Source organism: Idiomarina solivarensis, assembly GCF_033052755.1.
In the GTDB taxonomy this organism is placed as follows: Bacteria; Pseudomonadota; Gammaproteobacteria; order Enterobacterales; family Alteromonadaceae; genus Idiomarina.
Map to the genome: position 1 here is coordinate 42,736 of NZ_JAVFHZ010000003.1, position 24,570 is coordinate 67,305.

22 protein-coding genes are annotated in these 24,570 nt (G+C 48.1%); 16 read left to right on the top strand and 6 right to left on the bottom strand.

Annotated features, from left to right (window positions below; translation table 11 throughout):
* Positions 1 to 10 precede the first annotated feature (10 nt).
* The 15 genes from RBK99_RS06090 (at position 11) to tldD (ending at position 19,390) form a co-directional block, all read left to right on the top strand.
* Positions 11 to 523 carry a type II secretion system protein gene (locus tag RBK99_RS06090; protein WP_317503749.1) on the top strand — a complete coding sequence of 171 codons (513 nt, stop codon included), beginning with the start codon at positions 11 to 13 and terminating at the stop codon, positions 521 to 523.
* Between the two features lie 229 nt (positions 524 to 752).
* Positions 753 to 1,178 (top strand): prepilin-type N-terminal cleavage/methylation domain-containing protein, encoded by a 426-nt coding sequence (locus tag RBK99_RS06095; RefSeq protein ID WP_317503750.1) that lies wholly within the window; start codon positions 753 to 755, stop codon positions 1,176 to 1,178.
* Positions 1,168 to 1,689, top strand: a complete 522-nt coding sequence (locus tag RBK99_RS06100; RefSeq protein WP_317503751.1) for a type IV pilus modification PilV family protein — start codon at positions 1,168 to 1,170, stop codon at positions 1,687 to 1,689. The genes RBK99_RS06095 and RBK99_RS06100 overlap by 11 nt, the downstream gene beginning before the upstream one ends.
* The gene (locus RBK99_RS06105) at positions 1,689 to 2,477 is read left to right on the top strand and encodes a PilW family protein (protein WP_317503752.1); all 789 of its coding nucleotides are present in this window, start codon (positions 1,689 to 1,691) and stop codon (positions 2,475 to 2,477) included. Before RBK99_RS06100 ends, RBK99_RS06105 begins: the two co-directional genes overlap by 1 nt.
* Positions 2,467 to 2,913, top strand: coding sequence for a Type II secretory pathway component (locus tag RBK99_RS06110; RefSeq protein WP_317503753.1), 447 nt, complete (start codon positions 2,467 to 2,469; stop codon positions 2,911 to 2,913). Before RBK99_RS06105 ends, RBK99_RS06110 begins: the two co-directional genes overlap by 11 nt.
* Before the next feature lie 2 nt (positions 2,914 to 2,915).
* Complete coding sequence (locus RBK99_RS06115; protein ID WP_317503754.1) at positions 2,916 to 6,752, top strand: DUF6701 domain-containing protein; 3,837 nt, start codon at positions 2,916 to 2,918, stop codon at positions 6,750 to 6,752.
* Between the two features lie 197 nt (positions 6,753 to 6,949).
* A complete protein-coding gene (locus tag RBK99_RS06120; RefSeq protein WP_317503755.1) occupies positions 6,950 to 8,809 on the top strand; it encodes a formylglycine-generating enzyme family protein in 1,860 nt (619 codons plus the stop codon).
* Between the two features lie 59 nt (positions 8,810 to 8,868).
* Positions 8,869 to 9,912, top strand: a complete 1,044-nt coding sequence (locus RBK99_RS06125) for a rod shape-determining protein (RefSeq protein WP_317503756.1) — start codon at positions 8,869 to 8,871, stop codon at positions 9,910 to 9,912.
* A 3-nt stretch (positions 9,913 to 9,915) separates the two neighbouring features.
* Positions 9,916 to 10,773, top strand: a complete 858-nt coding sequence (gene mreC / locus RBK99_RS06130) for a rod shape-determining protein MreC (protein WP_317503757.1) — start codon at positions 9,916 to 9,918, stop codon at positions 10,771 to 10,773.
* Positions 10,770 to 11,255 carry a rod shape-determining protein MreD gene (mreD, locus tag RBK99_RS06135; protein ID WP_317503758.1) on the top strand — a complete coding sequence of 162 codons (486 nt, stop codon included), beginning with the start codon at positions 10,770 to 10,772 and terminating at the stop codon, positions 11,253 to 11,255. The genes mreC and mreD overlap by 4 nt, the downstream gene beginning before the upstream one ends.
* Positions 11,255 to 11,851, top strand: coding sequence for a Maf family protein (locus RBK99_RS06140; protein ID WP_317503759.1), 597 nt, complete (start codon positions 11,255 to 11,257; stop codon positions 11,849 to 11,851). Before mreD ends, RBK99_RS06140 begins: the two co-directional genes overlap by 1 nt.
* A complete protein-coding gene (rng, locus tag RBK99_RS06145; protein ID WP_317503760.1) occupies positions 11,841 to 13,310 on the top strand; it encodes a ribonuclease G in 1,470 nt (489 codons plus the stop codon). The genes RBK99_RS06140 and rng overlap by 11 nt, the downstream gene beginning before the upstream one ends.
* Positions 13,311 to 13,315: 5 nt before the next feature.
* Complete coding sequence (locus tag RBK99_RS06150) at positions 13,316 to 17,203, top strand: YhdP family protein (RefSeq protein WP_317503761.1); 3,888 nt, start codon at positions 13,316 to 13,318, stop codon at positions 17,201 to 17,203.
* On the top strand, positions 17,175 to 17,972 hold the full coding sequence (locus RBK99_RS06155) for a carbon-nitrogen hydrolase family protein (protein WP_317503762.1): 798 nt from the start codon (positions 17,175 to 17,177) through the stop codon (positions 17,970 to 17,972). Before RBK99_RS06150 ends, RBK99_RS06155 begins: the two co-directional genes overlap by 29 nt.
* Positions 17,969 to 19,390, top strand: a complete 1,422-nt coding sequence (gene tldD, locus RBK99_RS06160; RefSeq protein WP_317503763.1) for a metalloprotease TldD — start codon at positions 17,969 to 17,971, stop codon at positions 19,388 to 19,390. Before RBK99_RS06155 ends, tldD begins: the two co-directional genes overlap by 4 nt.
* 15 nt (positions 19,391 to 19,405) lie before the next feature.
* Here the strand turns inward: tldD and yjgA are convergent, their stop codons facing one another.
* A complete protein-coding gene (gene yjgA / locus RBK99_RS06165; RefSeq protein WP_317503764.1) occupies positions 19,406 to 19,921 on the bottom strand; it encodes a ribosome biogenesis factor YjgA in 516 nt (171 codons plus the stop codon).
* A gap of 54 nt (positions 19,922 to 19,975) precedes the next feature.
* Between yjgA and pmbA the strand changes: the two genes are divergently transcribed.
* Positions 19,976 to 21,322 carry a metalloprotease PmbA gene (gene pmbA / locus RBK99_RS06170; protein ID WP_317503765.1) on the top strand — a complete coding sequence of 449 codons (1,347 nt, stop codon included), beginning with the start codon at positions 19,976 to 19,978 and terminating at the stop codon, positions 21,320 to 21,322.
* A 9-nt stretch (positions 21,323 to 21,331) separates the two neighbouring features.
* Here the strand turns inward: pmbA and mgtE are convergent, their stop codons facing one another.
* Genes mgtE through hpf form a run of 5 tightly spaced genes read right to left on the bottom strand, consistent with a single transcriptional unit; the run spans position 21,332 to position 24,567 of the window.
* Positions 21,332 to 22,693: a magnesium transporter gene (gene mgtE / locus RBK99_RS06175; protein ID WP_317503766.1), complete on the bottom strand. Its 1,362-nt coding sequence runs from the start codon at positions 22,691 to 22,693 to the stop codon at positions 21,332 to 21,334.
* A gap of 2 nt (positions 22,694 to 22,695) precedes the next feature.
* Positions 22,696 to 22,971 carry an HPr family phosphocarrier protein gene (locus RBK99_RS06180; RefSeq protein WP_317503767.1) on the bottom strand — a complete coding sequence of 92 codons (276 nt, stop codon included), beginning with the start codon at positions 22,969 to 22,971 and terminating at the stop codon, positions 22,696 to 22,698.
* On the bottom strand, positions 22,964 to 23,815 hold the full coding sequence (rapZ, locus tag RBK99_RS06185) for an RNase adapter RapZ (protein ID WP_317503769.1): 852 nt from the start codon (positions 23,813 to 23,815) through the stop codon (positions 22,964 to 22,966). The genes RBK99_RS06180 and rapZ overlap by 8 nt, the downstream gene beginning before the upstream one ends.
* Positions 23,806 to 24,276, bottom strand: coding sequence for a PTS IIA-like nitrogen regulatory protein PtsN (ptsN, locus tag RBK99_RS06190; protein ID WP_317503770.1), 471 nt, complete (start codon positions 24,274 to 24,276; stop codon positions 23,806 to 23,808). Before ptsN ends, rapZ begins: the two co-directional genes overlap by 10 nt.
* Positions 24,277 to 24,279: 3 nt before the next feature.
* Positions 24,280 to 24,567, bottom strand: coding sequence for a ribosome hibernation promoting factor (hpf, locus tag RBK99_RS06195; RefSeq protein ID WP_317503771.1), 288 nt, complete (start codon positions 24,565 to 24,567; stop codon positions 24,280 to 24,282).
* Between the last annotated feature and the right edge of the window lie 3 nt (positions 24,568 to 24,570).

Genomic DNA, 24,570 nt, shown 5'->3' on the forward strand with positions numbered 1-24,570 from the left:
AGCTTTAATTATGCGTAATCAAAAAGGTTTTACTCTGATCGAACTGATCATTGTCATTGTAGTTTTGGGGATTTTGGCAGTAACCGCTGCGCCTCAGTTTATCAACTTCTCGAGTGATGCTCGTACTTCTACTGTAAAAGGGTTGAAAGGCGCTGTTCAGGGAGCTTCGCAGACTGTTTTCGGTAAAGCTGCCATTGAAGGGCAGTTAGGCGCAACTGGTACCGTTGGAAGTATTGATACAGTCTATGGTTATCCGGCCGCGACAGATGAGGACACGAACGGTTTAGCTGAGATAGCTGAAGCTGCAAATCTCAGCTCAGCAGACTGGGTCTCATTTATTAATGATACTGCTGGAAAAGTATATTTTGGACCAGCAGATCTCATTGAGTCGCCTACAGGCGCAGGAGATTTCACCGATGTCAACTCAACAACTTCGGGAGATCAAGGATGTTTTGTTTCTTATACTAATGCTGTTGATGCAGATACACCTCCTGTTATTAACTCGGCAACAAACGGTTGCTAGGCACTTAATATTGGGAACCTCAACTGATTAAGCAGGTGATTGCCTTAGCAATAATCAGTGCTGTGGCGGTACGAGAATGTGCCGCCACAATGTTAAGAAATATTCAATTTGCGACTATGAAAAATGCTGAGTGGTTTATCACTCTATGAGCCAATACTGTTGGGGACTCTTAATGTTACAGCATACTTTACCTGTGGCTTAGCTGCAGGCGGCACTCTAAAGGCTACTTATGAAGTCCAGAGGCTTCACTCTCATTGAGCTCATCATAATACTGGTCATTATCGGTATTTTAGCGGTATCTGCCAGCCCCCTATTTATCAGTAACTCCGGCACGCAAAGCCAAACTATACGCTTACAAGCCATGAGTATTTTACGTGCTGTCCAGCAGCAAGCCATGCAAGACACTACGCAAGTTTACGAATTAGAAGTCACAGAAACCACTCTGGGCGTTCCCCCGTACACTGAAGATAATAATCTTCAGGTTAGCAGCTCAGGTGATATAACCTTTTCCCCTGTGGGCATTACTATTGGCTTTAATGCGCTTGGTCAACCAACAGAAGGTTGTCTGGGTGGTTGCACCATAACGATTACAGAAAGTGCCGACGTCAGCCGAACCATTACCATTAATAAAGAGGGCTTTATTAATGCGCAGTAATAGTCGAACACAGGGCTTTACCCTGATTGAACTGATTGTCGGCATCGTGGTTATTGCCATAGTGACTTTGGTCGTGACGGTCGGTATGGGGCAGTTATTTCGACAGAGCGTTGACCCCTGGCAACAGGTTAGAGCGACAGAAATAGGCCAGGGTTTGATGAATGAAATAATGGCTCGGGACTTCGATGAAAACTCGAATGTAGGTAACCAGTATGTTCGCTGTTCAGAAGGTTCGGGAAGCTGCACGACTCCTGCGCCATGCCCCACTGATGGAAGCACCCCCAACGCCGAAGAATCCCAGCGAAAGCAATTTGATGACGTTGATGATTACAATGGTCTAAGGCTGACAGGCGCTGAACTCAGTGGGCCATCGTCTAACCATTATAATGGTTTTGAAGCATGGGTATGCGTAAGTGAAAAAGCGGCTAATAAACTGAAAAGAATAACCGTCACAATAGCGACGCCACAAAACAGCACTCTTGAACTCAGCGCCATAAAAGGTAACTGGTAATGAACATACAAAGAGGCTTCACGCTAATTGAGCTCATTATTGTTATTGTGCTGTTGGCGATAGTCGCCAGTTTTAGCTTTCAATTTGTAGGCATTGGTGCGCAAATGTTCAGTACTGGCTCCGAACGTTTACAAACAATAGAGAAAAGCCGCTTTGCTATTGAGCGACTGACTCGTGAAATCCGTGGAGCCGTACCCAACAGTGCTCGGGTCAGAGGAAAGTGCCTGGAGTTTGTTCCGGCCGATGTGGTTGGTACATATTATGACGCACCGATTCGACCGAGTTCATCTGATGAAATGACGTTTGTAACATTTGCCGGAAGCGGGAATGCTGCCGATATTAGCTGGAGTCTTGACGGTAATGAACGTATCTACATCTATGCTACTCGGGCCAACTTTATTTACTCTGATAATCCGCAGCGTTATGCCAACTTTGCGGGCGGTTACAGTTCGACTAGCTTAGAAAACACTTTGCCCCTGGAGCCCGGTAGTCAGTTTGCAAAAGAATCGCCATTAAACCGTGCTTATATTGGCAGTGAGCCAGTGAGCTTTTGTGTCAGCGGGGAAAATTTGTACCGTGTGAGTGGTTACGGTTGGCAACAAAGTCAGACCGAGTGGTCAAACGGAGATTTAATCGCTACGGGTGTTAATAACGACCTGGCGGCCTTTGACGTAGACGCCAATAACCAGCAAAGTAACAATATTATCACTTTGCAACTTCAGTTTGGTGAAAACGCAGAGGAACCCGTGTTTTATTATCGTGAGGTGCACATACCCAATGCGCCATAACAAACAGCCTATACAATTGAATCGGCAACGCGGCAATACCTTAGTGATTGCGGTGTTTGTGATTGTTATTCTCGGTGGTTTGGTTGCCGCGCTGGCCAGCCTGTTAAGAACTACGTCGGAAAGTGTGGTCGTTGAGGTACTAGGTACGCGCAGTTACTTAGCGGCACAGGCAGGTCTGGAGCAGGCTATGATGGAGGTCTATCCGTTAAATAGTGCTCCTGTTTCCGATTGTGGTGTGGATGGCTCGAATTATAGTTTTTCGGGCAGTCCAGGCCTTCAGCAATGCACCGCAACCATAAATTGCGATAGAGCAGTTTACACAAACGACGGCAATGAAGCATTTACGCATCTTGTCGTGACGTCTGAAGCGGTTTGCGATGCGGGTTCGCAAAGGGCGTCGCGGCGGTTGCGGATAGAAACACGAGTGGAGAATTAGGTATGAGATTTCGCTACTCGTTGTTATTTGCTTTAGCGTGTTTTGCAGTGACGCTTAGTGTAGAAGCAACAAAATACAATATACCGAATAAAGAATTGCCGGGGTGTACTCAAAGCGGCACAACCTATACCTGCGGCACCTTAACGCTTAACAGCGGCGATATTATTGAAGTGACCGGCAATGAAGGTGTTGTAATAATAGCGGAAGCCATCGACTTTGCTGACGGGGTTGTCATAAACAGTAAAGGACCGTCACTGGATATGCAGTTTTTGTCCGGCGGGCAAACAACCATCGGTCCAAATAGTTCTGTTAATGCGTCTTTTGACAGCGAGGGTGACATTGTCATCAGTGACGGCACAACTGTTTCAGGTGATATAAGCTCGAGCGGCGATATTACCTTAGGGGATGGTGTCACCGTTAACGGCGATCTCAGCAGCTCCGGTACTGTGACTATAGGCTCGAACACCGAAGTCACCGGCGACGTAAACGCCCCGGTGATTGATAATAACGGGCGAATTAAAGGACAAACTTGCAATACTCCCGGCAATGTCGGTGATTGCTCTCAGACGTTACCCGAGGCAATAGGTTATTGGCATTTTGACGCGTTGAGTTGGAGCGGCGCGTCGGGAGAAGTTGTGGACTCCTCAACTTATGGCTATAACGGAAGCGCGCGCGGCAACGCATTTACATCAGGGTTTAACCCGGCCAGAGAGTTAAATGGCGAAGGTACTTGCCGGTACGGGCGTTTCGACGGTAACAACCGAGTGAAGGTTTCTAATGTTACTGAGGCTACGAACTCAGACACTGTCTCCGTTGCTTTCTGGTTTAAGGGGGATGCGCAGTTGCAGAACCCGAATGACCGTTATCAAACAATGCTATTGCTGGGGGAGGGTGCAACGGAAACCGACGAGGGCCGCTTTGAAGTGTACCGACAGGACAATAGTGACGGCGGTGGCTTGTATTTTGAAGTGCGTAAAAACAACGATGACTTGTTGACGATTGAAGCTGGCAATACGTTTAACGGTGGCAACAACCTCTTCGATGACGAGTGGCATCATTTAGCGGCAAGCTATAACTCAGATAACAACGTTCTTTATATCTACATTGATGGCGAACTGATCGATACCAATTCGTACTCAGGCGATACCAAGCTTAATGACAGCGTAGAGCCGACACTTTATATCGGCGGTCAGAAAACCTCTCAAAATAGTTTTCGGGGCGAAATAGATGAGGTTTATGTAAGTAACGGCGTTTTCACCCCAACAACCGCCGCTATCTTGTATTATAAAACACATCCGTGTGCTAACACCCGACCGCAATGCGTTGACGTATGGCCGCAGGCGTTTAGTCCTGACAATAGTGCGCCTTTACCTTTCGACCTGCCTGACCGTCCATTAAACTCACAACTTCCGAGCTCCCTGCAGCCAACGGATTATTTACGAGTCGGTGACTTTGGCGATGTAGGTGCTAATTACTCGACAAATGGACAAACATCCCGAGTCTACATTGATGGTGATTTGACCATACAGTCTGGACGCAGAATTAATACAAGCGGTAGTGCAAATGAACTTATATTGATTGTGACCGGTGACTTGTACTTAGAAACCGATGTTGAGATTAATGGTTTCATTTATGTTCAGGGTGACCTGTATTTCGAACGAAGCTTTTTGTGGTGGAATAGAAGTGTAGTTGAAGGCGGGTTAAGCCTTGATGGTCAGGCGACTGGATATGGTTATTTCGGCTTTTTTGCACCGCGCATCGATTACCGGTTACCGGAAGAACCGCTTGACGGTGGCAATTTTTGTGAAGCCGGAGACGTTGAGCCGCCAGTCACGGTCCCTGATCACTATCGGCTGTCGTATACGAGTCCGGCGTTAACTTGTGAAGCAACTGAAGTGACAGTTGAGGCGTGCGCAGATGCGTCCTGTTCGAGTTACTCTTCTGTCACGAGCTCTGTTTTCCTTTCGGGTAATGCCGGCAACTGGACTCAGAACCCTATAACCGTGGCGCCAACCGGTAGCACAGAGCTCAGTCAGACGGACGCGGGTACTTACACATTAGCAATAGACGATGTTCAAACTGTCCCGGGAGCGCTGAATCCAACACAATGTTTTGTAAACGGTAATTTTAGCTCAGACTGCTCTATTACCTTTAGCGATACGGGGTTTAAATTTGCGCCAATATCGACTCAGGTCTCCGGTAGCTCGTTTCAAAGCAACCTCTCTATTGTAAGAACCAATGACAATACTAAGGCCTGTGAAACGGTAGCTGAACAGGTCGCTCAGATTGAGTTGGGTATGTACTGTGTGAACCCGGGTAGCTGCAGTGATTTCACTGCGTTTCCTTACGCGCAAATGACTGCTGACGGTGAGGCACTGAATGAGTTGGAGGAGAGTGGTTCGGGTTTATTAAGTGGATGGGCGCCCGTCGCTACTAATTTTGTTGATGGCGAGAATTCTCTTACTGTTCAATACGGCGATTCAGGCAAAGTAAAATTGCATGCTCGGGCACAACTGCCCAACGGCAAAGTCATTGAAGGCTTGTCTAATGACTTTGTTTATAAGCCTGCAAGTCTTTCTATGAAGACGGTTAGTAATTACGGGGGAGATATTTTAGCGAAAGCGGGTGAGGCTTTCTTAATGAGGCTGCAAGCAGTGAATCTGAATGGTGATGTGACACCTAACTTTGGTCTGGAGTCCCCGCAGGAGTCATTGAATATAGCGAATGGAGCGGTGCCGGTTGCGCCTGCGACAGAGCCGGGTGTGATTGAGAATTCTGCAGACTTTTTAGCACAGGGCGTCGATGGAATTCGTTTTGAAAACAGTTCGATTGCATATACCGAAGTGGGCAGTGCAACGATCACCGCTCAAGTTGCTGACCAAAATTACTTAGGCGTTGGCAATGTAACGACTCCGCATACCGTTGGGCGTTTTATTCCCTATGAATTTATCCCACTTGCTTCCCAGTTTTCGGGGTCTTGTACTGATTTCTATTACTTGAGTCAGCCACAGCCGGTGACATTGTCAGCTGAAGCGGTTAATGCGTCGGGTGGTGTGACTAAAAATTACAATGGCTCACTAGCCAAAGCGACGCCTCTGTTTTATGCCTATGACAAAGAAAATGGTGTCGTTGTGGAGTTGTCCGGGCACGCTGTCAGCTACGACGGTACATGGGAATGGACTAATGGTACTGGATGGCTTCAGGGGAATGCCGCTATCAAGGTTTCAAGATTAGCATCAGGTCAACCTAGCGGGCCTTTTGAAGATTATGTGTTGGGCTGGCAGCTAGATGATAACGAAGGGGCGTTAGTGGATGACAGCAATCATACCGTTATTTTAAACAGCAATTTAAATGCAACGCCTCGCGGTGCGACTGAGCTGGATTCCTCTTCACTGTACTATGGTCGCGTCCGTTTGCAGGACACTTATGCGGCAATGGATGATGTTATGCCAGTTACAGGCGCTATTGAATACTGGGAAGGAACCGTCTTTGCCGATAATGAGAAGGATACCTGCTTAAGGTTCTCGAGAAACGACGTGGAACTAAGAGAGGACTTAACCTCAGGTCCATATCCGACCCTAGCACCCGACCCGGCAACGCTGACAATAACCAATGGACTTCTTAGCTCCTCTAGTGTGGACATTCGTCAGTTGCTGCGATGGACATCTTCTGCTGAGAACGCTCCTTACTCCTTTATCTTTGAACTTGAGGTGCCTTCTTATTTAAAATACGACTGGTCGGCTGACGGAACGTTTGACGAAAATCCACAGGCCGAAGGGACATTTGGTATTTATCGTGGGCGAGATCGCCAGATTTACTGGCGTGAGGTAGGATGGTAGTATTCTTTTAACGAATAATCGACAATTCGATGACAATGCCTCTTGCTCTTTTGTGAACAAGCAAATAGCATAAAGCAGAGTTTAAACAAAAAATGCGCGACGTTGACGAACGTTCATTATTATTACAATAACGATAGCGCGATGACGGCTTTAGCTTTTACGCCGCTTTGTTATTTTTTCAAGCTTGGAATGGAAACATGATGCGATTGGCTCGACTGGCCTTTATAATGGCCTCTACATTGACATTCGCCTCGGCGGCTCTTGCTCAGCAGGAGATGACTGTCGAAGAAATTGCTAACCAAATTGCGACTCTAGAGAGCGATTTTGAAAACTTTTCTGTCACTGTTAACACGCTTCAGCAAGAAGAGCGGGAACTTAGAGAAAAGTTACAAAATCTGCGCGAGCGTAATAGCGAACTGGAAGAAAAACGCGAATTAGCATTGGCGGAGATGAATGATCGCTATCAACGTTTGGTTGAAGACCCAACGATTGACATTGCTGGCGCACAAGAAGCGTACAAGCAGGCGGTTATGGCTCACCAACAGAATAAAGCGAATATTAAGCAGCAGGTGAGTCTGGTTAACGAGAAGGCTCGCGAAGTTGAAGAGGCTCGGGTGAGTAAACACAGCCTTATCAATGAAATTGAGACACTGAAAGAGCAGCGTAACTTGGCGCGTGTTGACCGTCTGGCCAATGAATTTAACCGTACCGGAGAGCTTGAAGTTAGTCAGTCAATTAGCTGTGACCGCCAGGAAACTCTCGCGCAATGTGAAAATCGTGGCAAGTTAATGGCCAAACAAAAGGCCTCAAAGCAATACCTCGATACTATTTTAAGCAGTTTGAGTGAATCGTCTCTGGCGCGTGAAAACATTGAAAAAGCCAGTCCTAATGTTCAAATCTTAGGTTCAAAAACTATTAGCAATGGGTTCAGTGGCGCAGGTAACTATGGCGTTAAACTGGCAGTGGAGTTACGTGGTCAGTTGCCTAAGAGTCAGGCATGTACCTTACTAAATGTCGATATGCGTTATTGTGCCTCGGAACAACGGCCGGGGGAGCTGCAAGCGGGTGATGAGGAAACGGTTGATAGCTCCGTCATGCGCCCGTTAAGCATACGCTCAAATGTGTATGATGATGAAGTTATTATCGATGGTGTGAGTTATGGTTCAACGCCTTTGGAAGTGATGTTGCCGGGCGGAGAGCACCAAATTGAAATCCTTAAATATGGCTACTCTACCTACGCAGAGAAAATTAATTTAAAAGAAGCGATGGCTATCCGTGCGGAGTTAGATAAGTCGGATTATTCGTTTACCCGCGGTGAAAAGATTCAAGACGTGTTATTCCGGGATGTTCGCGGTCCTGAACTTGTCGTTGTTCCAGCCGGCAAGTTTAAAATGGGCGATTTAGTCGGTAATGGTTTACCGAACGAGCGTCCGGCAGAAACCCGTGAAATACCAACAGCATTAGGTATTTCAGATACTGAAATCACTGTTGAGCAATTCAGTAACTTTGTTGCAGACACTGCCTACGTCACCGATGCTGAGAAAAACGGAACTTGCGCAAGTTTAGATAGTGGTCGCCCTCAGTTTAATGAAAAATTCAGTTGGCGGAATCCTGGGTTCAAACAATCGGAGAGCTCCCCTGTTGTTTGTGTTAGCTACAATGACGCAAAGGCGTATGCTAAGTGGCTGACTGAAAAGAGTGGTTTCCAATACGACATCCCGACTCAGGCAGAATGGGAATACGCGGCAAGAGCCGGCACTGCAAGTGATTTCTGGTGGGGAAATGATGTTGGCTTTGGAAAAGCGAATTGTCGTAACTGCGGTACAGAATGGTCGAATATCCGACCAGCGCCTGTTGCCAGCTTTCATCGCAACCCTTGGGGATTGTTCGATACTGTCGGTAATGTGTGGGAGTGGGCTGAAACTGATAACGGTGTTGTAGTGAAAGGTGGAGCCTGGAACTTTACACCCAGTTTAGCTCGAGTTTCGACAAAAATGGAACTTCCGTCAGATTTTAACTCCAACTACATTGGATTCCGTGTTGTTAGGGAACAGTAAGTACTTACTGAGCCCTTTGCTGTCACTCTGTTAGCTTATAAGTAGGGATATACCGCTTCATGTTTAAAAAAATTCGCGGCCTTTTTTCAAACGATCTTTCCATTGACCTCGGAACAGCAAATACGCTTATCTACGTCAAAGACGAAGGTATTGTATTGAATGAGCCGTCTGTTGTTGCCATTCGCCAGGAGCGCTCTGGTGGACCTAAATCGATTGCCGCCGTTGGCGCAGCAGCCAAGCAAATGTTGGGCCGTACGCCTGGTAATATTCGTGCTATTCGCCCTATGAAAGACGGTGTCATCGCAGATTTCTATGTATGCGAAAAGATGCTTCAATTTTTTATCAAGCAGGTGCACGACAGCCATTATTTTCGCCCAAGTCCCCGAGTGTTAGTGTGTGTGCCTTGTGGTTCAACACAAGTCGAGCGCCGCGCTATTCGTGAATCAGCCTTGGGTGCCGGTGCCCGTGAAGTGTATTTAATTGATGAACCTATGGCCGCCGCTATTGGTGCAGGCCTACCTGTATCGGAAGCGACGGGCTCCATGGTTGTGGATATTGGTGGCGGTACGACCGAAGTCGCTATCATCTCGTTAAACGGCGTGGTGTATTCATCATCGGTTCGTATTGGTGGTGACAAATTTGATGAGGCTATCATTAGCTACGTTCGCCGCAATTTCGGCGCACTAATTGGTGACGCAACGGCTGAACGTATTAAGCACGAAATTGGCTCGGCATTCCCGGGCGAAGAGCTGAAAGAAATTGAAGTTCGTGGGCGTAATCTGGCGGAAGGGGTTCCACGCTCTTTCACTCTTAACAGCAATGAAATTCTGGAAGCCTTACAAGAGCCGTTAATGGGTATTGTAAGTGCGGTAATGGTTGCGCTTGAGCAATCACCTCCTGAACTGGCGTCCGATATCTCTGAGCGCGGTATGGTATTGACCGGCGGTGGCGCCTTGCTGAAAGACCTGGATCGCTTACTCGTTGAAGAAACCGGTATTCCGGTCGTTATTGCTGATGACCCGCTCACCTGTGTTGCACGGGGCGGTGGTAAAGCGTTAGAAATGATAGATTTACATGGTGGTGATTTATTCAGTTATGAGTAATTCATGAAGACGCTGTTTGCTCGCGGCCCATCTTTACTTTCCAGGCTAGTGCTCGCACTAGCCTGTTCGTTTCTACTGATTTTTATTGATCATCGTCTTCAGGCGATGAAGCCTGTCCGATTGTTCTTAAATTCTCTGGTGGCACCGGTTCAATATCTGGCGATTATGCCGGAGCAACTGTTGGATAGCCTTTCTGAGTCGTTAAAAACAACCTCTCAACTAAGCAGCGAAAATCAACGTTTAAAACGGGAAATTTTGGAGCTACAAGGGCAACAACAGCAACTTCGTTTTTTACAGAATGAAAATAGACGCCTGCGCGAACTACTTGGTTCAGAAGCTCGCGACTCCGCCCGGAGGATGGTGGCTGAAGTTATAGCGGTTGCGTCTGAACCGTTCTCGCAGCAGCTCGTCATTAATAAAGGCACACTCAGCGGTGTCTACGAAGGGCAGCCGGTACTGGACAGTAACGGAATTATCGGTCAGGTACAGGATGTCGGCGGCAGTACAGCGAGAGTCCTTTTGCTTTCCGATCAGAGTCATGCCATATCGTTACGTTCGGCGCGAAACGACATTCGGGTGTTAGCTCAGGGAACCGGTGATATTGGTCGCCTCGAATTGATGTTTATTCCTCATAGTACTGAATTGCAGGAAGGCGATTTATTGATGTCTTCCGGTCTCGGTGGTGTATTTCCTGAGGGCTATCCGGTGGCAAGAATTAATGAGATCATACGCGATGAGTCTCTGCCGTTTGCAACCGTGTTTGCCGATCCGGTCAGTGCGCTGGACAGAGTACGTAATGTCCTGCTGCTTTGGCCCAGCCAGGGTGAACAACAACCTATTTTTGACGAGGAAGAGGGATGAAATTGGTAAAGCCCGGATTGATTACCTTGCTGGTTACCTACATCATCGCTTTAACTCTGATGGTGATGCCGATGCCCGTCGCCTTCGATACCTTCAGGCCCGACTGGCCAACCCTGGTTTTGGTTTATTGGATTATAGCCTTGCCGCATAGAGTCAATATGGGGACTGCGCTGGTACTAGGCGTGCTGAGCGATATTTTACTCGGCTCCATTGTCGGTGTTCATGCGCTGGGCATGGTGGTTGTAACGTATTTCGCTGCACGGCATTTCCAACGTATTCGTAATTTTGCACTAATACAGCAAGCACTGGTCATAGCCTTACTGATTTTTATTAAACGCTTTGTTGTGTTTGAGGCGAACGTCTTTTTGCACGATGCTGAGTTTACCTTGTCCTACTTCTGGCCGGTATTAACTTCTGCGATTTTCTGGTTGTGGTTATTTCCGCTGTTACGAAAAGTTCGCCGCCAGTTTGGAGTGGTTTAATGCGTTTGCTGCTGGCCTCATCGTCTCCTCGTCGACGAGAGTTACTGACCTTATTGCATCGTCCTTTTGACTGCGATGTTCCTGAAATTGAAGAGCGTCAGGGAAAGGGTGAAATAGCCGAGGCTTATGTCAGTCGTTTAGCCGCAGAAAAGGCACAGGTAGTAGCAAAACGACAACAAGACGAATGTCTGGTGATAGGCGCTGACACCCTGATCAGTTTTCAGGGCCAGGTTCTGGAGAAGCCAGAAAATTACGGTCACTTTAGTCAAATGATGAATCAGTTGTCGGGCCAGACTCATCAAGTACTGACCTCAATTAGCGTATGTCATTGGGGCGGAGACAGACTCGTTGGCCAGGAAACTGCGGTGGTAACCACTCAGGTTGAGTTTGCGTCACTATCGGATGATGAAATTCACGCCTACTGGGAAACCGGTGAACCTCATGATAAAGCAGCGGGTTATGGTATCCAGGGTTATGGTGGTAAGTTTGTAAAACGCATTGAAGGTAGCTACTTTGCGGTTGTTGGCTTACCTTTATACGAAACGGAACAGTTATTGCGGATGTTCGAAATGACAGGTGAAGTTGATGAGCGTTGAAGTCTTAATGAATGTTACCCCCACAGAGACTCGTGTTGTGCTCGTAGAAAACGGCATCCTGCAGGAAGTCCACATAGAACGCCAGGCAAAGCGCGGCTTAGTCGGTAACATCTACATGGGTAAAGTCTCCCGGGTGTTACCGGGGATGCAAGCTGCGTTTATTGATATTGGCCTGGATAAGGCGGCTTTTTTACACGCATCAGACATTGTTGTTCAGGTGGACGGCGATGATTTACCACAACCCGACGAGAGACCCCAACAAAACATTACCGAGTTGGTGCATCAGGGCCAGCACATTATGGTGCAGGTCGTAAAAGACCCTCTGGGAACGAAAGGAGCGCGTTTAACCACCGATATCACCTTACCCTCAAGGTACTTAGTGTTTATGCCTAAGAGTGACCACGTCGGTGTGTCTCAGCGCATTGAAGAGGGAGACGAGCGAGAGCGATTACGGCAACTGGCTCAGGAGGTCAGCGAAAGTGACGGGAAGTTTATTGTACGTACCGCTGCCGAAGGGGCTTCAGAGCAATCTTTGCGAGGCGACGCAGACTTTCTTTTCCGGCTTTGGGAAAAAATAAAGGCGCGTAAAAAAACACAACGCAAAGTGGGCATGTTGTACGAAGATCTCAATCTTTCCTGTCGGGTATTGCGGGATTTTGTCGGAGAAGAAATTGAACGCATTCGAGTCGACTCAAAAGTCACTTTCGATACCTTAAAAGTGTTCACCCAGGACTTTATTCCAGAATTAACATCGGTGCTTGAATATTACACCGGCGACCGACCCATTTTTGACTTGTTTGATGTTGAGAATGAAATGCAACGAGCTTTGGACCGTCGAGTCGGTCTAAAATCCGGAGGCTCTCTGATTATCGACCAGACAGAAGCTATGACCACGGTCGATATCAATACCGGAGCCTTCGTGGGCCACCGCAACTTAGAAGAGACAATTTTTAACACAAATATAGAAGCGACTCAGTCAATTGCCCGCCAATTACGTTTGCGTAATCTCGGTGGAATTATCATTATTGACTTTATTGATATGCAGGATGAAGAGCATAAGCGGCGCGTATTGCATAGCCTGGAACAGGCTTTAGCCAAAGACAGAGCAAAAACCACCATCAACGGTTTTACTTCTCTTGGCCTGGTGGAAATGACGCGTAAACGCATTCGGGAAAGTCTGGAGCATGTTTTGTGTTCTGAGTGTCCTGTGTGCCTGGGGCGTGGAAGCATGAAAACCGTTGAAACGGTCTGTTATGAAATTATGCGTGAAATTGTCCGGGTTCATAAAGCTTACGAAGCAGATAAGTTCGTTGTTTACGCATCTGCCCAAGTGAGTGAGGCCTTACTTAATGAGGAATCTCATGCATTGGCTGAACTTGAGCTCTTTGTTTCGCGTCAAATAAAAGTGCAAACCGAGCCCCTGTATAATCAGGAACAATTTGACGTTGTAATGATGTAAGACGAATGCGTACTCTGTCGTGGATTTTAAATAAACTCTGGCTAACGCTGGCGATTGTGCTGGTGCTGGTCGCGGTTGGCCTGAGTTTATTGCGTTACAGTCTCCCTTATCTTCCCGATCTAACAGAACCACTTGAAGACCAGTTAGAAGCTCGCTTTCAGCAGCCGGTGAGCATCAGTGACTTGTCTATGGCATGGACAGAGGAAGGACCTTCTGTTGTTTTAGAAAATTTAATTTTACTCGAGCGAGAGCAGTCACCAGTACAAGTCCGGATTGGTGAGGCCCATGTCGTACTCGATTTCTGGAAAACATTATTGGATCGGCAGTTAGTGGCTCAGCAGTTCATTCTGGATGATGCTCGTATAGCGGTCGATATGAGAAGCTTTTCGACAAGCGATGGGTCGGAAAAGCTGAACCTTGAGTACGTTAACCGCCTGTTTCTGCAGCAATTAGAAAAGTTTTCTCTCAATAACGGCGAACTGTTGCTAACCAATTTGCGTGGTGTCACGCGAAAAATAGACATTGACCGGTTGTCCTGGATAAATGAAGGCAAACAGCACCAGGGTATTGGTCAGTTTCGGATGGAAGACTTTGCCAGTACGAGCCTGGATTTCATCATTGACCTTCGTGGTAATCATTGGTCAGAATTTAATGGTCAGTTCTATGTCAATTCTCAAAATGTTGATATCAGCCCCTGGCTGGAGGAGCAACTAGGCGATATTGATATACAGGAATCGAATGTCAACTTCACTGGTTGGTTGGACGTGCGCAACGGTCAACTTTTTGAGGGACTATTGAAATTACGTGACAACCGTATTACCTGGCGAGAAGGCGACTCAGATAAAGTCAATTGGCTCCAGTTACCCGAAGGGGAAGTTATTTTGCGACCAGAGCCCAATGGCTGGTTGTTGAATAGCTTACCAATGAATGTGAACACCTCGGTTGGTCACCTCGAGATTCCACGTATTGCTTGGCAAAACAGAAAAGGAACTCACGATCTCAGCGTTGATAATATTGCCATAGATGAAGTGGCAGCGTTAATTCCTTTGTTACCTCTGGATGCAGAAAATGGTGCCGACGTATTAAAAAGCCTCGGTTTGAATGGTACCGCTAGCTTCCGTTATCGGTTACACCCGATATCCGGTCAGCAGTGGGTATTAAAAAGTCAGAATTTGTCGGCTCAGGGCAATGACAACTGGCCCAGTTTCAATGGTCTTGACTTAAGTGTTAACAGTACCTCCAATCACGGTAGCTGGCGTGTTGAAGGAACTAACGTTCGTTTGACCGGCACCAACTTGTCCGCTAAGCAAGCCTGGGATATCGATACCCTGTCGCTGTCGGGCTCCTGGCTGCTGCAGCCGGAAGAGTGGCGAGTGAAATTGGAAAACATGCGCGTCACTCAGGATGATTTTGAATTGGAGGGTAGCGGCGCGTTGTTCGGGGACTACCGTAGTGGAAACCCGCCCACAATTGATTTGTTACTTGCAACAACACAACCGTTTTCAGTGGCTACCGCGCGACAACTCCTGCCGTCGGTTATGGGCAAAGGCGTTAAAGATTATCTACATCAGGCATTGGTGTCAGGCCAGACGCGGGGACTTGAGGTACTCTGGCGTGGCGCCGTTAATCGGTTCCCGGGGGACGACAATACCGGGGTGTTTAACGCGCGTGTTGAATTTGATGACTTAACCTATCGGTTCCAACCCAACTGGCCGGCTCTGGCAGAAGCGCCCGTCAAACTCGATTTTTACAACCGCAGTTTATTGATGTCCGCTGATGGTGGCCACATTAAGGACATTCATGTCACCCGGGTCGATGCACAGATTCATGACTTGACTGAGGCAGGACGCGGACTCCAGGTTCAGGCCCATGTTTCTGGTGAGGCTCAATCGCTGCTGCCGGTATTTAAGCAGTCACCGCTTAATAGCGTGACGGAAGCCTTGACTGAGTTAAATCCCAGAGGAAAAGTCGAAGGCGCTTTTGAACTCGACGTTCCGTTTGATAGTTCACGGGAAATTAATGTGTCTGTTGAAGCTCCGCTGCAAGGTTTGTCGATAACCGTTGAGTCTTTGCAGCAGGATTTTGAGGTGTCCAAGGGTGAGCTTAATATTGACAACGGAAATATCAGCACAAATGATCTTCGTTTGAGCTGGTACGGTATGCCACTAAAAACTGAGGTCTCAGGCGAACCAGTGGAAGAGCGTTATGTGTTAGATATTAACACAACCCTGGACTGGCAAAGCGAACCACTATTCAAGCAGTTTCCATACCCCCAGTGGGAGCCTTTCTTTTACGGGGCAGTTAACGGCGAGGCGAATCTCGTTTTAACCTTTGCTGAAGATAACGTCGATGTTGCGCTTGAGTCTGCGTTTGATCTGACAGGCTTAGAGACATCATTGCCGTCACCGTTGAAAAAGGACTTTGGTGAAGGGTGGCAGTTAGCGGTAACCTTAAATGGCAGTGGTGAGCAACTGCGGCTGCAGGCGTCGATAGACGATCGGCTTTATTGGGATAGCCGCTGGAAGCCGGGGAGCGACGGTTGGCAGCAGGCCGAACTTGATATTGGAAAAGTGGATCCAACCTCCAGGCGAGAGAGCTTTAGCGGGTTTGCGGTCAATGCACAATTACCTCATGCCGATATCGGGCGGTGGTATTCGGTGTTATATGCATTGACTGAGAATTCTAATGTAGATAATACGTCGGGCGAAAGTGACGGTTGGCTGCCAGATTCAATCAATGTGGAAACGCCTCAGCTGCGTTGGGGCCAGCAAGAGTTTGCTAAAGCCGACATTCAGATATGGCCTGAAAATTCAGCCTGGCAGGCTCGGGTTGAGGCTAATAACGCGGTGTTGAGCGCTACTATACCGGAGAACTTTGTACGAAAAGGAATCTCGATAAAGGCCGACTATCTGGCGCTTCACACCGGAGTCGAGTTGCCTGAGAAGGGTGCTAAAGTTGACTGGAGCTGGCTGAAGAAAGTACCGCCGGTCAATTTTGTCTGTCGCAGTTGCCGTATCGACGAGCATGACCTGGGGGAGGTTGAGTTAATCCTTTCTCCCCTTGAGGATGGCTTTAGTATCGAAAAAATGACTCTGCAAAAGGACAGCGATGAGTTAGCCTTGAGTGGTTACTGGCGCTATTCTGGAGAGCAGGCATCAAGCGGTGTATCAGGGCGTCTGGAAACCAATGACTTGGGTGAACTGCTACGCGAGTACGGTTTGGAAACAGCGATTAGAGACAGTGCAGCGGTTATTGACTTCAATCTAGATTGGCTTGGTCACTTATACCAACCCGACTGGGAGTCGTTGGACGGCACGGTAACCTGGGACTTAGACAAAGGGTACTTAGCTGAAGTGAGCGACGGCGGGGCAAGACTTTTCTCCATGTTGAGCCTGGATAGTATCTTGCGAAAACTGACTTTAGATTTTAGAGATATCTTTTCGCAAGGGATGTTTTTTACCGACTTAACCGGTAGCGTTCAAATTGAGGACGGTATCGCGAGTACCGACAATGCTCAGCTATTGGGGTCTGCTGGCGACATGGAGATCCGTGGCTGGACAAATATGAAAACCGGTCAGTTAAATTACAACCTGACCTATGCGCCTAAAGTGACTTCCAGTTTGCCAGTGATACTTGCCTGGATGGTCAACCCGCCGAGTGGGCTGGCAGCTCTTCTTATAGATAAAGTTCTGCATGATGCGAAAGTGATTTCACGTTTACGCTATCAAGTGACGGGCACAATCGAGAATCCTGTAGTGGATGAAATTGAACGTGACAGCCGCCCCGTTGATTTGCCAGAATTGGAGCAGAACTCAACTGATTCAGAGGCCGATAATGACCAAGGTACAACTAACGGCGCTGCAAATGAGCAGTCGTCCGGATCCTCAGGATAACTTAGCGACGGTCGCAAGGTTACTGGAGCAGCTTCCTGCTGCACGTCCTCAACTGGTGGTATTGCCCGAAGCCTTTAGCTGTTTTGGTGCAGGAGACCGAGCGCAGTTGGCTATGGCCGAAGCGTACCAAGACGGTGAAGTGCAGCGTGAATTGTCTTCGCTGGCAAAAACGCATGGCATCTACTTGATTGGCGGTACGTTACCTCTGGATGCAGGCGAGCGCTTTGCTGCCGCGTCGTTGTTATTCGGGCCGGACGGCACCATTCTTAACCGCTACGATAAAATTCACTTGTTTGATGTTGATGTTGCCGATAACACCAAAGAATACCGTGAATCCAAATGGACCCAGCCCGGTAGTAAGGTCGTAACCGCTAAAACTGATTTGGGTGTGGTCGGCATGGCAGTATGTTATGATTTGCGCTTTCCTGAGTTATTCAGAGCATTGCGTCAGGCAGGCTCAGATATCATTGCTTTACCCGCTGCATTTACCCAGGTTACCGGAAACGCTCACTGGCATGCGCTGGTTCGTGCCCGCGCTATTGAACAACAGGTTTTTATTGTGGCGCCGGGGCAGGTCGGGCAACACGCTAACGGGCGTGAAACCTTTGGGCACTCGCTTATTGTCAGTCCATGGGGAGAAATACTGGCTGAACTGGATGACGGTGAAGGCATTATTTCCGCCAGTGTTGATATAGCAGACGTTGAGCCCATTCGAAAACAAATGCCGGTGGCAAAACAGAATCAATTTGAGGTTGTACAAAAAACATGACACTAACTGACTACGAACTGTCACAAGAAGACATAAGCAAAGCATTATCGACACTTTACAGTGGCGATATCGACTTTGCGGATATTTACTTGCAACACAGTGTCAACGAATCCTGGGTGCTGGAAGACGGCATCATAAAGGACGGCGCGTTTCACATTGAAACCGGAATGGGCGTGCGTGCAGTGCAGGGTGAGAAAACTGGCTTTGCCTATGCCGATGAAATTACATTGAAAGCGCTTGAGCGCACGAGTGAAGCCGCACGCGGTATCGCTCGTCAGGGGCAAAGCAAAACAGTTCAGGCACTGACATCGGTGCAGGCTAAGCCGCGCTATCAGAGTATTAATCCGCTGAGCACCTTGTCCGAAGACCAAAAAATTGAATTACTGAAGAAAGTGGATGCGCATGCGCGAGCTCAAGACTCACGCGTAAGCCAGGTTGTTGTTAGCCTAAGCGGAAGTTACGACGAAGTTCTGGTTGCAGCCACAGACGGCACTTTAGCGATTGATAAGCGCCCGTTAATCCGATTGAATTGCTCTGTCATAACTGAGGAGAACGGTCGCCGGGAACGCGGCAGTGCCGGCGGCGGTGCGCGTGTTGGCTACGAATTTTTCCTGGAAGAAGGCACTGGTAATGCGCGCTGGCAGCGCTTTGCTGAAGAAGCGGTACGTCAGGGATTAGTGAATTTAGAAGCACAACCCGCACCTGCCGGTAATATGCCGGTGGTACTGGGCTCGGGCTGGCCGGGTGTGTTGTTACACGAAGCGGTAGGCCATGGTTTAGAAGGTGACTTCAACCGTAAAGGTTCCTCAGCCTATTCGGGTAAAATTGGTGAGCAAGTGGCGTCACCTCTTTGTACTATTGTCGATGACGGAACGCTGGATGATCGTCGCGGTTCAATGAGTATCGATGATGAAGGCACGCCCAGTGGTTATAATGTGTTGATTGAAAACGGCATACTGCGTGGGTACATGCAGGACAAAAAGAACGCCCGTCTAATGGGGCAGGCGACAACCGGCAACGGACGACGGGAAAGCTTTGCACATTTGCCTATGCCAAGAATGACCAATACTTATATGCTGGCCGGGGAAAGTAGTCCTGAAGAGATTATCGGCAGCGTGAAAAAGGGCATTTATGCGCCGCAGTTCGCAGGTGGCCAGGTGGACATTACCTCAGGCCAGTTTGTTTTCTCCGCATCAGAAGCGTATTTAATTGAAGATGGAAAAATCACCACACCGATAAAAGGTGCAACACTGATTGGCAACGGCCCAGACGCCATGGCACAAGTGTCTATGGTGGGTAATGATTTATCGCTGGACGAAGGTGTGGGTGTTTGCGGTAAAGACGGACAAAGTTTACCCGTTGGTGTGGGTCAGCCGACATTAAAACTCGATTCAATGACCGTTGGCGGTACAGAATAAGCGAACTGCCAGCGGTTAAGCGAGCAGTTCTCGTAAATAGACGAAGAGCTGGCGGGCAGCAACTGGCGACGTTTGCTCGCTTTTCTGCTTTTCGGCAAGGCGGATCAGCTGACGCAATTTTTGGCGATCAGCATGAGGGTGTTCCTCAATGAATGCCTGTAATTCATCGTCGCCTCTGGTCAGCAGTTTATCGCGAGTTTCTTCAATTTCGTGAAAGATAGACGTTTGCTGTTGATGGGCATTTTTTAAATTGTTTAATGCTTGCTCTATAGGCGCAGCGTCTCGCGAGCGCATGAGTTTGCCAATAAATTGTAGCTGGCGCCGATAACCTTCGTGTTTATTACGAATTTTACGGGCAAGCAGAACGGCATCGCGTAGTTCGTCGTCCAGTGGCATGTTGACCAACTGGGTGTCGGTTAAATTAACGAGTTGAGTCCCAAGCTCCTGGCGTTCTGCCATGTCGCGTTTTTTTTGGGACTTACTGACGAAGTCGTCAGATTGTTCAGGATTTTCGGCTGGGCGTTTCGGCATAAGTTCGATTCATTAGCGCTACAAAGCCGTCAGTTTAGCAGTGAGGAGAGTTTTTTGATAGTACAACTGAGTGACTTACAGGTTCAAATGAAGCAGGTGGAAAGTGCTGTTAAAGAAGCACTGCGACTGGCTGACGCAAAAGGTGTCAGTTCCGCTGAATGCTCAATTAGCCACAGCTCCGGTATCTCGGTTGGTACCCGCCTGGGTGAAGTAGAGACCGTGGAGTTTAATCAGGATGGGGCGTTGGGTATTAGTGTGTATCGTGGCAACCAGAAAGGCTCAGCATCAACCACCGATTTATCGGAAGCAGCCATTAGCGCGGCGGTTGATAAGGCCTGTGATATTGCCCGTTTTACCTCGGCTGACCCATACAACGGATTAGCGCCGGCCGAGTTAATGGCAACCGACGTGCCGGATCTGGATTTATGTCATCCGGGCGATCAAAGCGCCGAATACGCTATTGAGCAGGCCCTGGCTTGTGAAAAACATGCGCTGAATCTGGACAAGCGTATTGTCAATTCCGATGGAGCGCATTATGGCAGCCATACCGGCTTCCGGGTTTATGGTAATAGCCATGGCTTCATCGGTGGTTATCTGCAGTCGCGGCATAACCTGAGCTGTGTATTGATAGCCAAAGAAGGCGATAAGATGCAGCGTGACATGAGCTATTCTGTTGCCCGAAAAATGCAGGATTTAGACTCTGCTGAACGTGTTGCTGAAGACGCTGCAAAAGAAACGCTGTCGCGATTAGGCGCCCGTAAAGTACCCACCGCTAAAGTGCCCGTTATCTTTCGCGCAGATGTTGCAGGAAGCCTGTTTGGCCACATGGTCAGCGCAATAAGTGGCGGCAACCTGTATCGTAAATCCAGTTTCCTGCTGGATCATCTGGGTAAACAAATACTGCCTGAGTGGCTTAACATTCAGGAAAAACCACATATTATTGGTGGCCTGGCGAGCTCGCCTTTCGATGCCGAAGGGCTCGCGACTAAAGAGCGTGATATTGTTGATGATGGGGTGTTGCAAACCTATCTATTAACAAGCTACGCGGCGCGCAAGTTAGATATGCAGCCAACAGGTCATGCCGGTGGTATTCATAACTGGCAGGTGACTCAGCAGGACAACTCTCTTGCACAGTTATGTCAGAAAATGGGAACCGGCTTACTGGTAACAGAACTCATGGGTCAGGGCGTAAATATGGTCAACGGTGACTATTCACGCGGTGCCGCTGGTTTTTGGGTAGAAAATGGTGAAATTCAGTACCCGGTAGAAGAGGTGACTATTGCCGGCAACTTAAAAGACATGCTGGCAAATATCGTTGCTATAGGTAGCGACACCGACAAGCGGCATGCGCTGCATACCGGTTCGGTGTTACTTGAGAAAATGAGTATTGCGGGTAATTAAACTGATAAATTAAGACAGCAGTAGGGTTGCTGAGCCAAGGAAGGCGAAGATACCGACCACATCAGTTACCGTGGTGAGGATAACCCCACCCGCCAACGCAGGGTCAATATTAAAGCGTTTGAGAATCAGTGGTATGGTGGCACCGGCAAGGGCAGCGGCAACCAAATTCATCATCATGGCAAACGCAATAATGCCCCCGACCAGCCAGTCTTGCTTCCACAGCGCAACAACAGCGGCAATGAGCACTGACCAAATAATACCGTTTAAGAACCCTATGGCTAACTCTTTGCCTATTAACCATCGTGAATTACTGGTGCCTATGTGCCCCAGTGCCATCCCTCGTATAACCAGCGTTAGAGTCTGACTACCGGCTATACCGCCCATACTGGGTACAATGGTATTTAGAATAGCCAGCACCGCCATTTGCGCTAAAATATCTTCAAACAAAGAACTGACCATAGCGGCTAGCAGAGCGGTGACTAAGTTTACCGCCAACCAAACGGTACGCCGGCGGGTACTTTTTAATACGGGCGCAAAGGTATCTTCGTCGTCTTCCAGACCGGCCATGCTTAACATGGAGTGTTGAGCGTCTTCGCGAATGATATCAACCACGTCATCAATGGTAATACGGCCGACCAGCTGTTGTTCGTTATCAACAACGGGCGCAGAGACCCAGTCGTGGCGTTCAAAAAGCTTGGCGACTTCAGTTTCATCCATATTGACCGGTATCGTCGTAATATCAGTCGACATGATCTCATCAATGCGGCGACCCGGGTCAATGGTCAATAATTGGGTCAGAGTGATCTCGCCAATCAGCTTTTCATGGCGGTCTACTACATAGAGTTTATCGGTGGCTTCGGGAAGTTCCCCTTTTAGGCGCAAATAGCGCAGCACGACATCAATGGTGACGTCCGACCGCAGAGTAATGGTATCGGTGTTCATGATACCGCCGGCACTGTCCTCAGCGTATGAGAGCGCTGTTTCAGCACGCTCGCGGTCACTTTCGTCCATTGAGTTCAGAACTTGCTGATAAACCGTCTCAGGCAGGCCCCGCAGAACGTAAGCCAGATCATCGGTGTCCATGCCCTCAGTGGCCGCGGCAAGGTTTTCCGGGGCCATCTGGCGAATAATGTCTTTCTGAACCTCTTCGTTGAGCTCCTCAAGTATTTCGCCATGCTCGTCAACATCAACCAACTTCCAGACAATGGTACGACTTTTCGGCGGAGACGACTCTAACAGCAGTGCCACATCGCATGCCGGCATATTATGCAGCATACGGCGTGCAGCAACGAACATGCCATCAGACAGCGCGGAGTTAACCTCCTGAATGCGCTGCATGGCGTATTCTTTGTCAGAGAGTTCCGCAATCATGTTTATTCGTCTTCCTCGAAGCGATCTTCAAATAGTGTGCTGACGGCATCTAAGGCCGCTTGTGCGTCTTTGCCTTCGGCACACACTTCTACGGCTTTTCCTTGTTGGCTGGCTAGCAGCATCAGGCACATAACGCTGGCGGCATTAACGCATTGATCGCCTTGCTGCACTGTTATTTCTGATTCAAATTCTTGCGTTAGCTGAGCAAGCTTAGTGGCAGCCCGCGCGTGCAGCCCCAGTTTATTGCGAATGATCAAATTTCTGCAAACTTTATCCATGCGGCTTTAATTCCCGGTGTCTGACTTGAACTTTCACTGCCTTTTGCTCGAATCGTTCGGCTAGCTGCTGAGAAATATAAACCGACCGGTGCTGACCGCCGGTACAGCCGGTTGCAATGGTGAGGTAACTGCGATTGCTGCGCTGAAAATGCGGTAGCCAGGTATCCAGAAAGTTCTCCAACTGATAAATGAACTTAGTGACTAAGGGTTGCTGACGGAAAAAAATCTGCACGTCGGTATCTAAACCTGTCAGTAGCTTAAGTTCTGGTTGCCAATGAGGATTGGGTAAAATTCTTGCATCAAAGACAAAATCGGCATCTTTAGGTAAACCGTACTTAAAGCCAAACGACTGAAACACAATAATCAGTTTTTTATCAGCCCTTCCCAGTACGCGTTCAGTGACTTGCTCGCTTAATTGGTGCAGGGACAAATCGCTGCTGTCCAGCCGCCAGGTGGCACGCTCCATTATAGGTTCAAGCATCTTATGTTCTGCCTGAAGTGCTTCGAGTAAAGGCAGCTCTTTTTGTGACAGCGGGTGTAATCGCCGAGTTTCACCAAAGCGCTTTAGTAAGGTATTGTCGTCCGAATCAATAAATAAGATTTCCGGTTCGACACCTTTTGGCAAGAAATTGAGTGAATCCAGCAGCTCTTCAGAGTGCTCGGGTAAATTACGAACATCGATACTAATGGCTATTTTTTGGTACTGGTCTATAACGGCATGGACGAGTGTCGGTAATAAGCTTATCGGTAAGTTATCGACACAGTAAAAACCGAGATCTTCGAGTACACGTAAAGCAATGGTCTTACCGGAGCCTGAACGTCCACTAACAATAATCAGTTGCATGGCGACTGCTCACCTTCGCCAACAAATAATTGATATAAGGTTTTATCAGAGTCAGCCTGGCGCAGCGCCCGCGTGCAATCTTTGTCATTCATTCTCCGGGCAACTGCCGCCAGAGTTTGTAAATGATTTTCGTGTTCAGATTCAGGTACTAACAGAGCGAATATAATGTCCACTGGCTGATTATCAATAGAATCAAACTCTATTGGTTCGTCCAGCGTTAGTAAAACGGCCACAGGATGATTAGCGTTCGGTAACCGGCCATGGGGAATTGCTATGCCAAGTCCAATTCCGGTACTGCCTAAACGCTCACGGTTTATCAGGCTCTCGAAAATATCATGGCGAGTAATGCCTGATAATTTAGGAGCAACAATTTGACTAATGGTTTCAAGCAGTCGTTTTTTACTGGCGCTCTCGACTGCACACTTGGTGCAGTCGGCGCTTAACAATTCACTCAGTTGCATGGGTTAATGTTGTTTCATTTTTTCTTTGTGTTTAATCACCTGACGGTCCAGTTTATTAATTAAACCGTCGATGGCCGCGTACATATCGTCGTGTTTTGCATCAGCGAAAATCTCGCCGCCGTTTACATGCAGCGTAGCTTCCGCTTTTTGAATCGTTTTTTCAACATTTAGGATGACGTGAACATTGGTAATATGGTCAAAGTGTCTTTCCAGCTTGGCAAATTTTGTGTCTACGTAGTCACGTAAAGCGTCGGTAATATCGATGTGGTGACCGGTCAAATTAATTTGCATAAC

Bases quoted from the DNA above. Each gene is read 5' to 3' on its own strand.
- RBK99_RS06090 (WP_317503749.1), top strand. From the start codon at position 11: ATGCGTAATCAAAAAGGTTTTACTCTGATCGAACTGATCATTGTCATT.
- RBK99_RS06095 (WP_317503750.1), top strand. From the start codon at position 753: ATGAAGTCCAGAGGCTTCACTCTCATTGAGCTCATCATAATACTGGTC.
- RBK99_RS06100 (WP_317503751.1), top strand. From the start codon at position 1,168: ATGCGCAGTAATAGTCGAACACAGGGCTTTACCCTGATTGAACTGATT.
- RBK99_RS06105 (WP_317503752.1), top strand. From the start codon at position 1,689: ATGAACATACAAAGAGGCTTCACGCTAATTGAGCTCATTATTGTTATT.
- RBK99_RS06110 (WP_317503753.1), top strand. From the start codon at position 2,467: ATGCGCCATAACAAACAGCCTATACAATTGAATCGGCAACGCGGCAAT.
- RBK99_RS06115 (WP_317503754.1), top strand. From the start codon at position 2,916: ATGAGATTTCGCTACTCGTTGTTATTTGCTTTAGCGTGTTTTGCAGTG.
- RBK99_RS06120 (WP_317503755.1), top strand. From the start codon at position 6,950: ATGATGCGATTGGCTCGACTGGCCTTTATAATGGCCTCTACATTGACA.
- RBK99_RS06125 (WP_317503756.1), top strand. From the start codon at position 8,869: ATGTTTAAAAAAATTCGCGGCCTTTTTTCAAACGATCTTTCCATTGAC.
- mreC (WP_317503757.1), top strand. From the start codon at position 9,916: ATGAAGACGCTGTTTGCTCGCGGCCCATCTTTACTTTCCAGGCTAGTG.
- mreD (WP_317503758.1), top strand. From the start codon at position 10,770: ATGAAATTGGTAAAGCCCGGATTGATTACCTTGCTGGTTACCTACATC.
- RBK99_RS06140 (WP_317503759.1), top strand. From the start codon at position 11,255: ATGCGTTTGCTGCTGGCCTCATCGTCTCCTCGTCGACGAGAGTTACTG.
- rng (WP_317503760.1), top strand. From the start codon at position 11,841: ATGAGCGTTGAAGTCTTAATGAATGTTACCCCCACAGAGACTCGTGTT.
- RBK99_RS06150 (WP_317503761.1), top strand. From the start codon at position 13,316: ATGCGTACTCTGTCGTGGATTTTAAATAAACTCTGGCTAACGCTGGCG.
- RBK99_RS06155 (WP_317503762.1), top strand. From the start codon at position 17,175: ATGAGCAGTCGTCCGGATCCTCAGGATAACTTAGCGACGGTCGCAAGG.
- tldD (WP_317503763.1), top strand. From the start codon at position 17,969: ATGACACTAACTGACTACGAACTGTCACAAGAAGACATAAGCAAAGCA.
- yjgA (WP_317503764.1), bottom strand. From the start codon at position 19,921: ATGCCGAAACGCCCAGCCGAAAATCCTGAACAATCTGACGACTTCGTC.
- mgtE (WP_317503766.1), bottom strand. From the start codon at position 22,693: ATGATTGCGGAACTCTCTGACAAAGAATACGCCATGCAGCGCATTCAG.
- RBK99_RS06180 (WP_317503767.1), bottom strand. From the start codon at position 22,971: ATGGATAAAGTTTGCAGAAATTTGATCATTCGCAATAAACTGGGGCTG.
- rapZ (WP_317503769.1), bottom strand. From the start codon at position 23,815: ATGCAACTGATTATTGTTAGTGGACGTTCAGGCTCCGGTAAGACCATT.
- ptsN (WP_317503770.1), bottom strand. From the start codon at position 24,276: ATGCAACTGAGTGAATTGTTAAGCGCCGACTGCACCAAGTGTGCAGTC.
- hpf (WP_317503771.1), bottom strand. From the start codon at position 24,567: ATGCAAATTAATTTGACCGGTCACCACATCGATATTACCGACGCTTTA.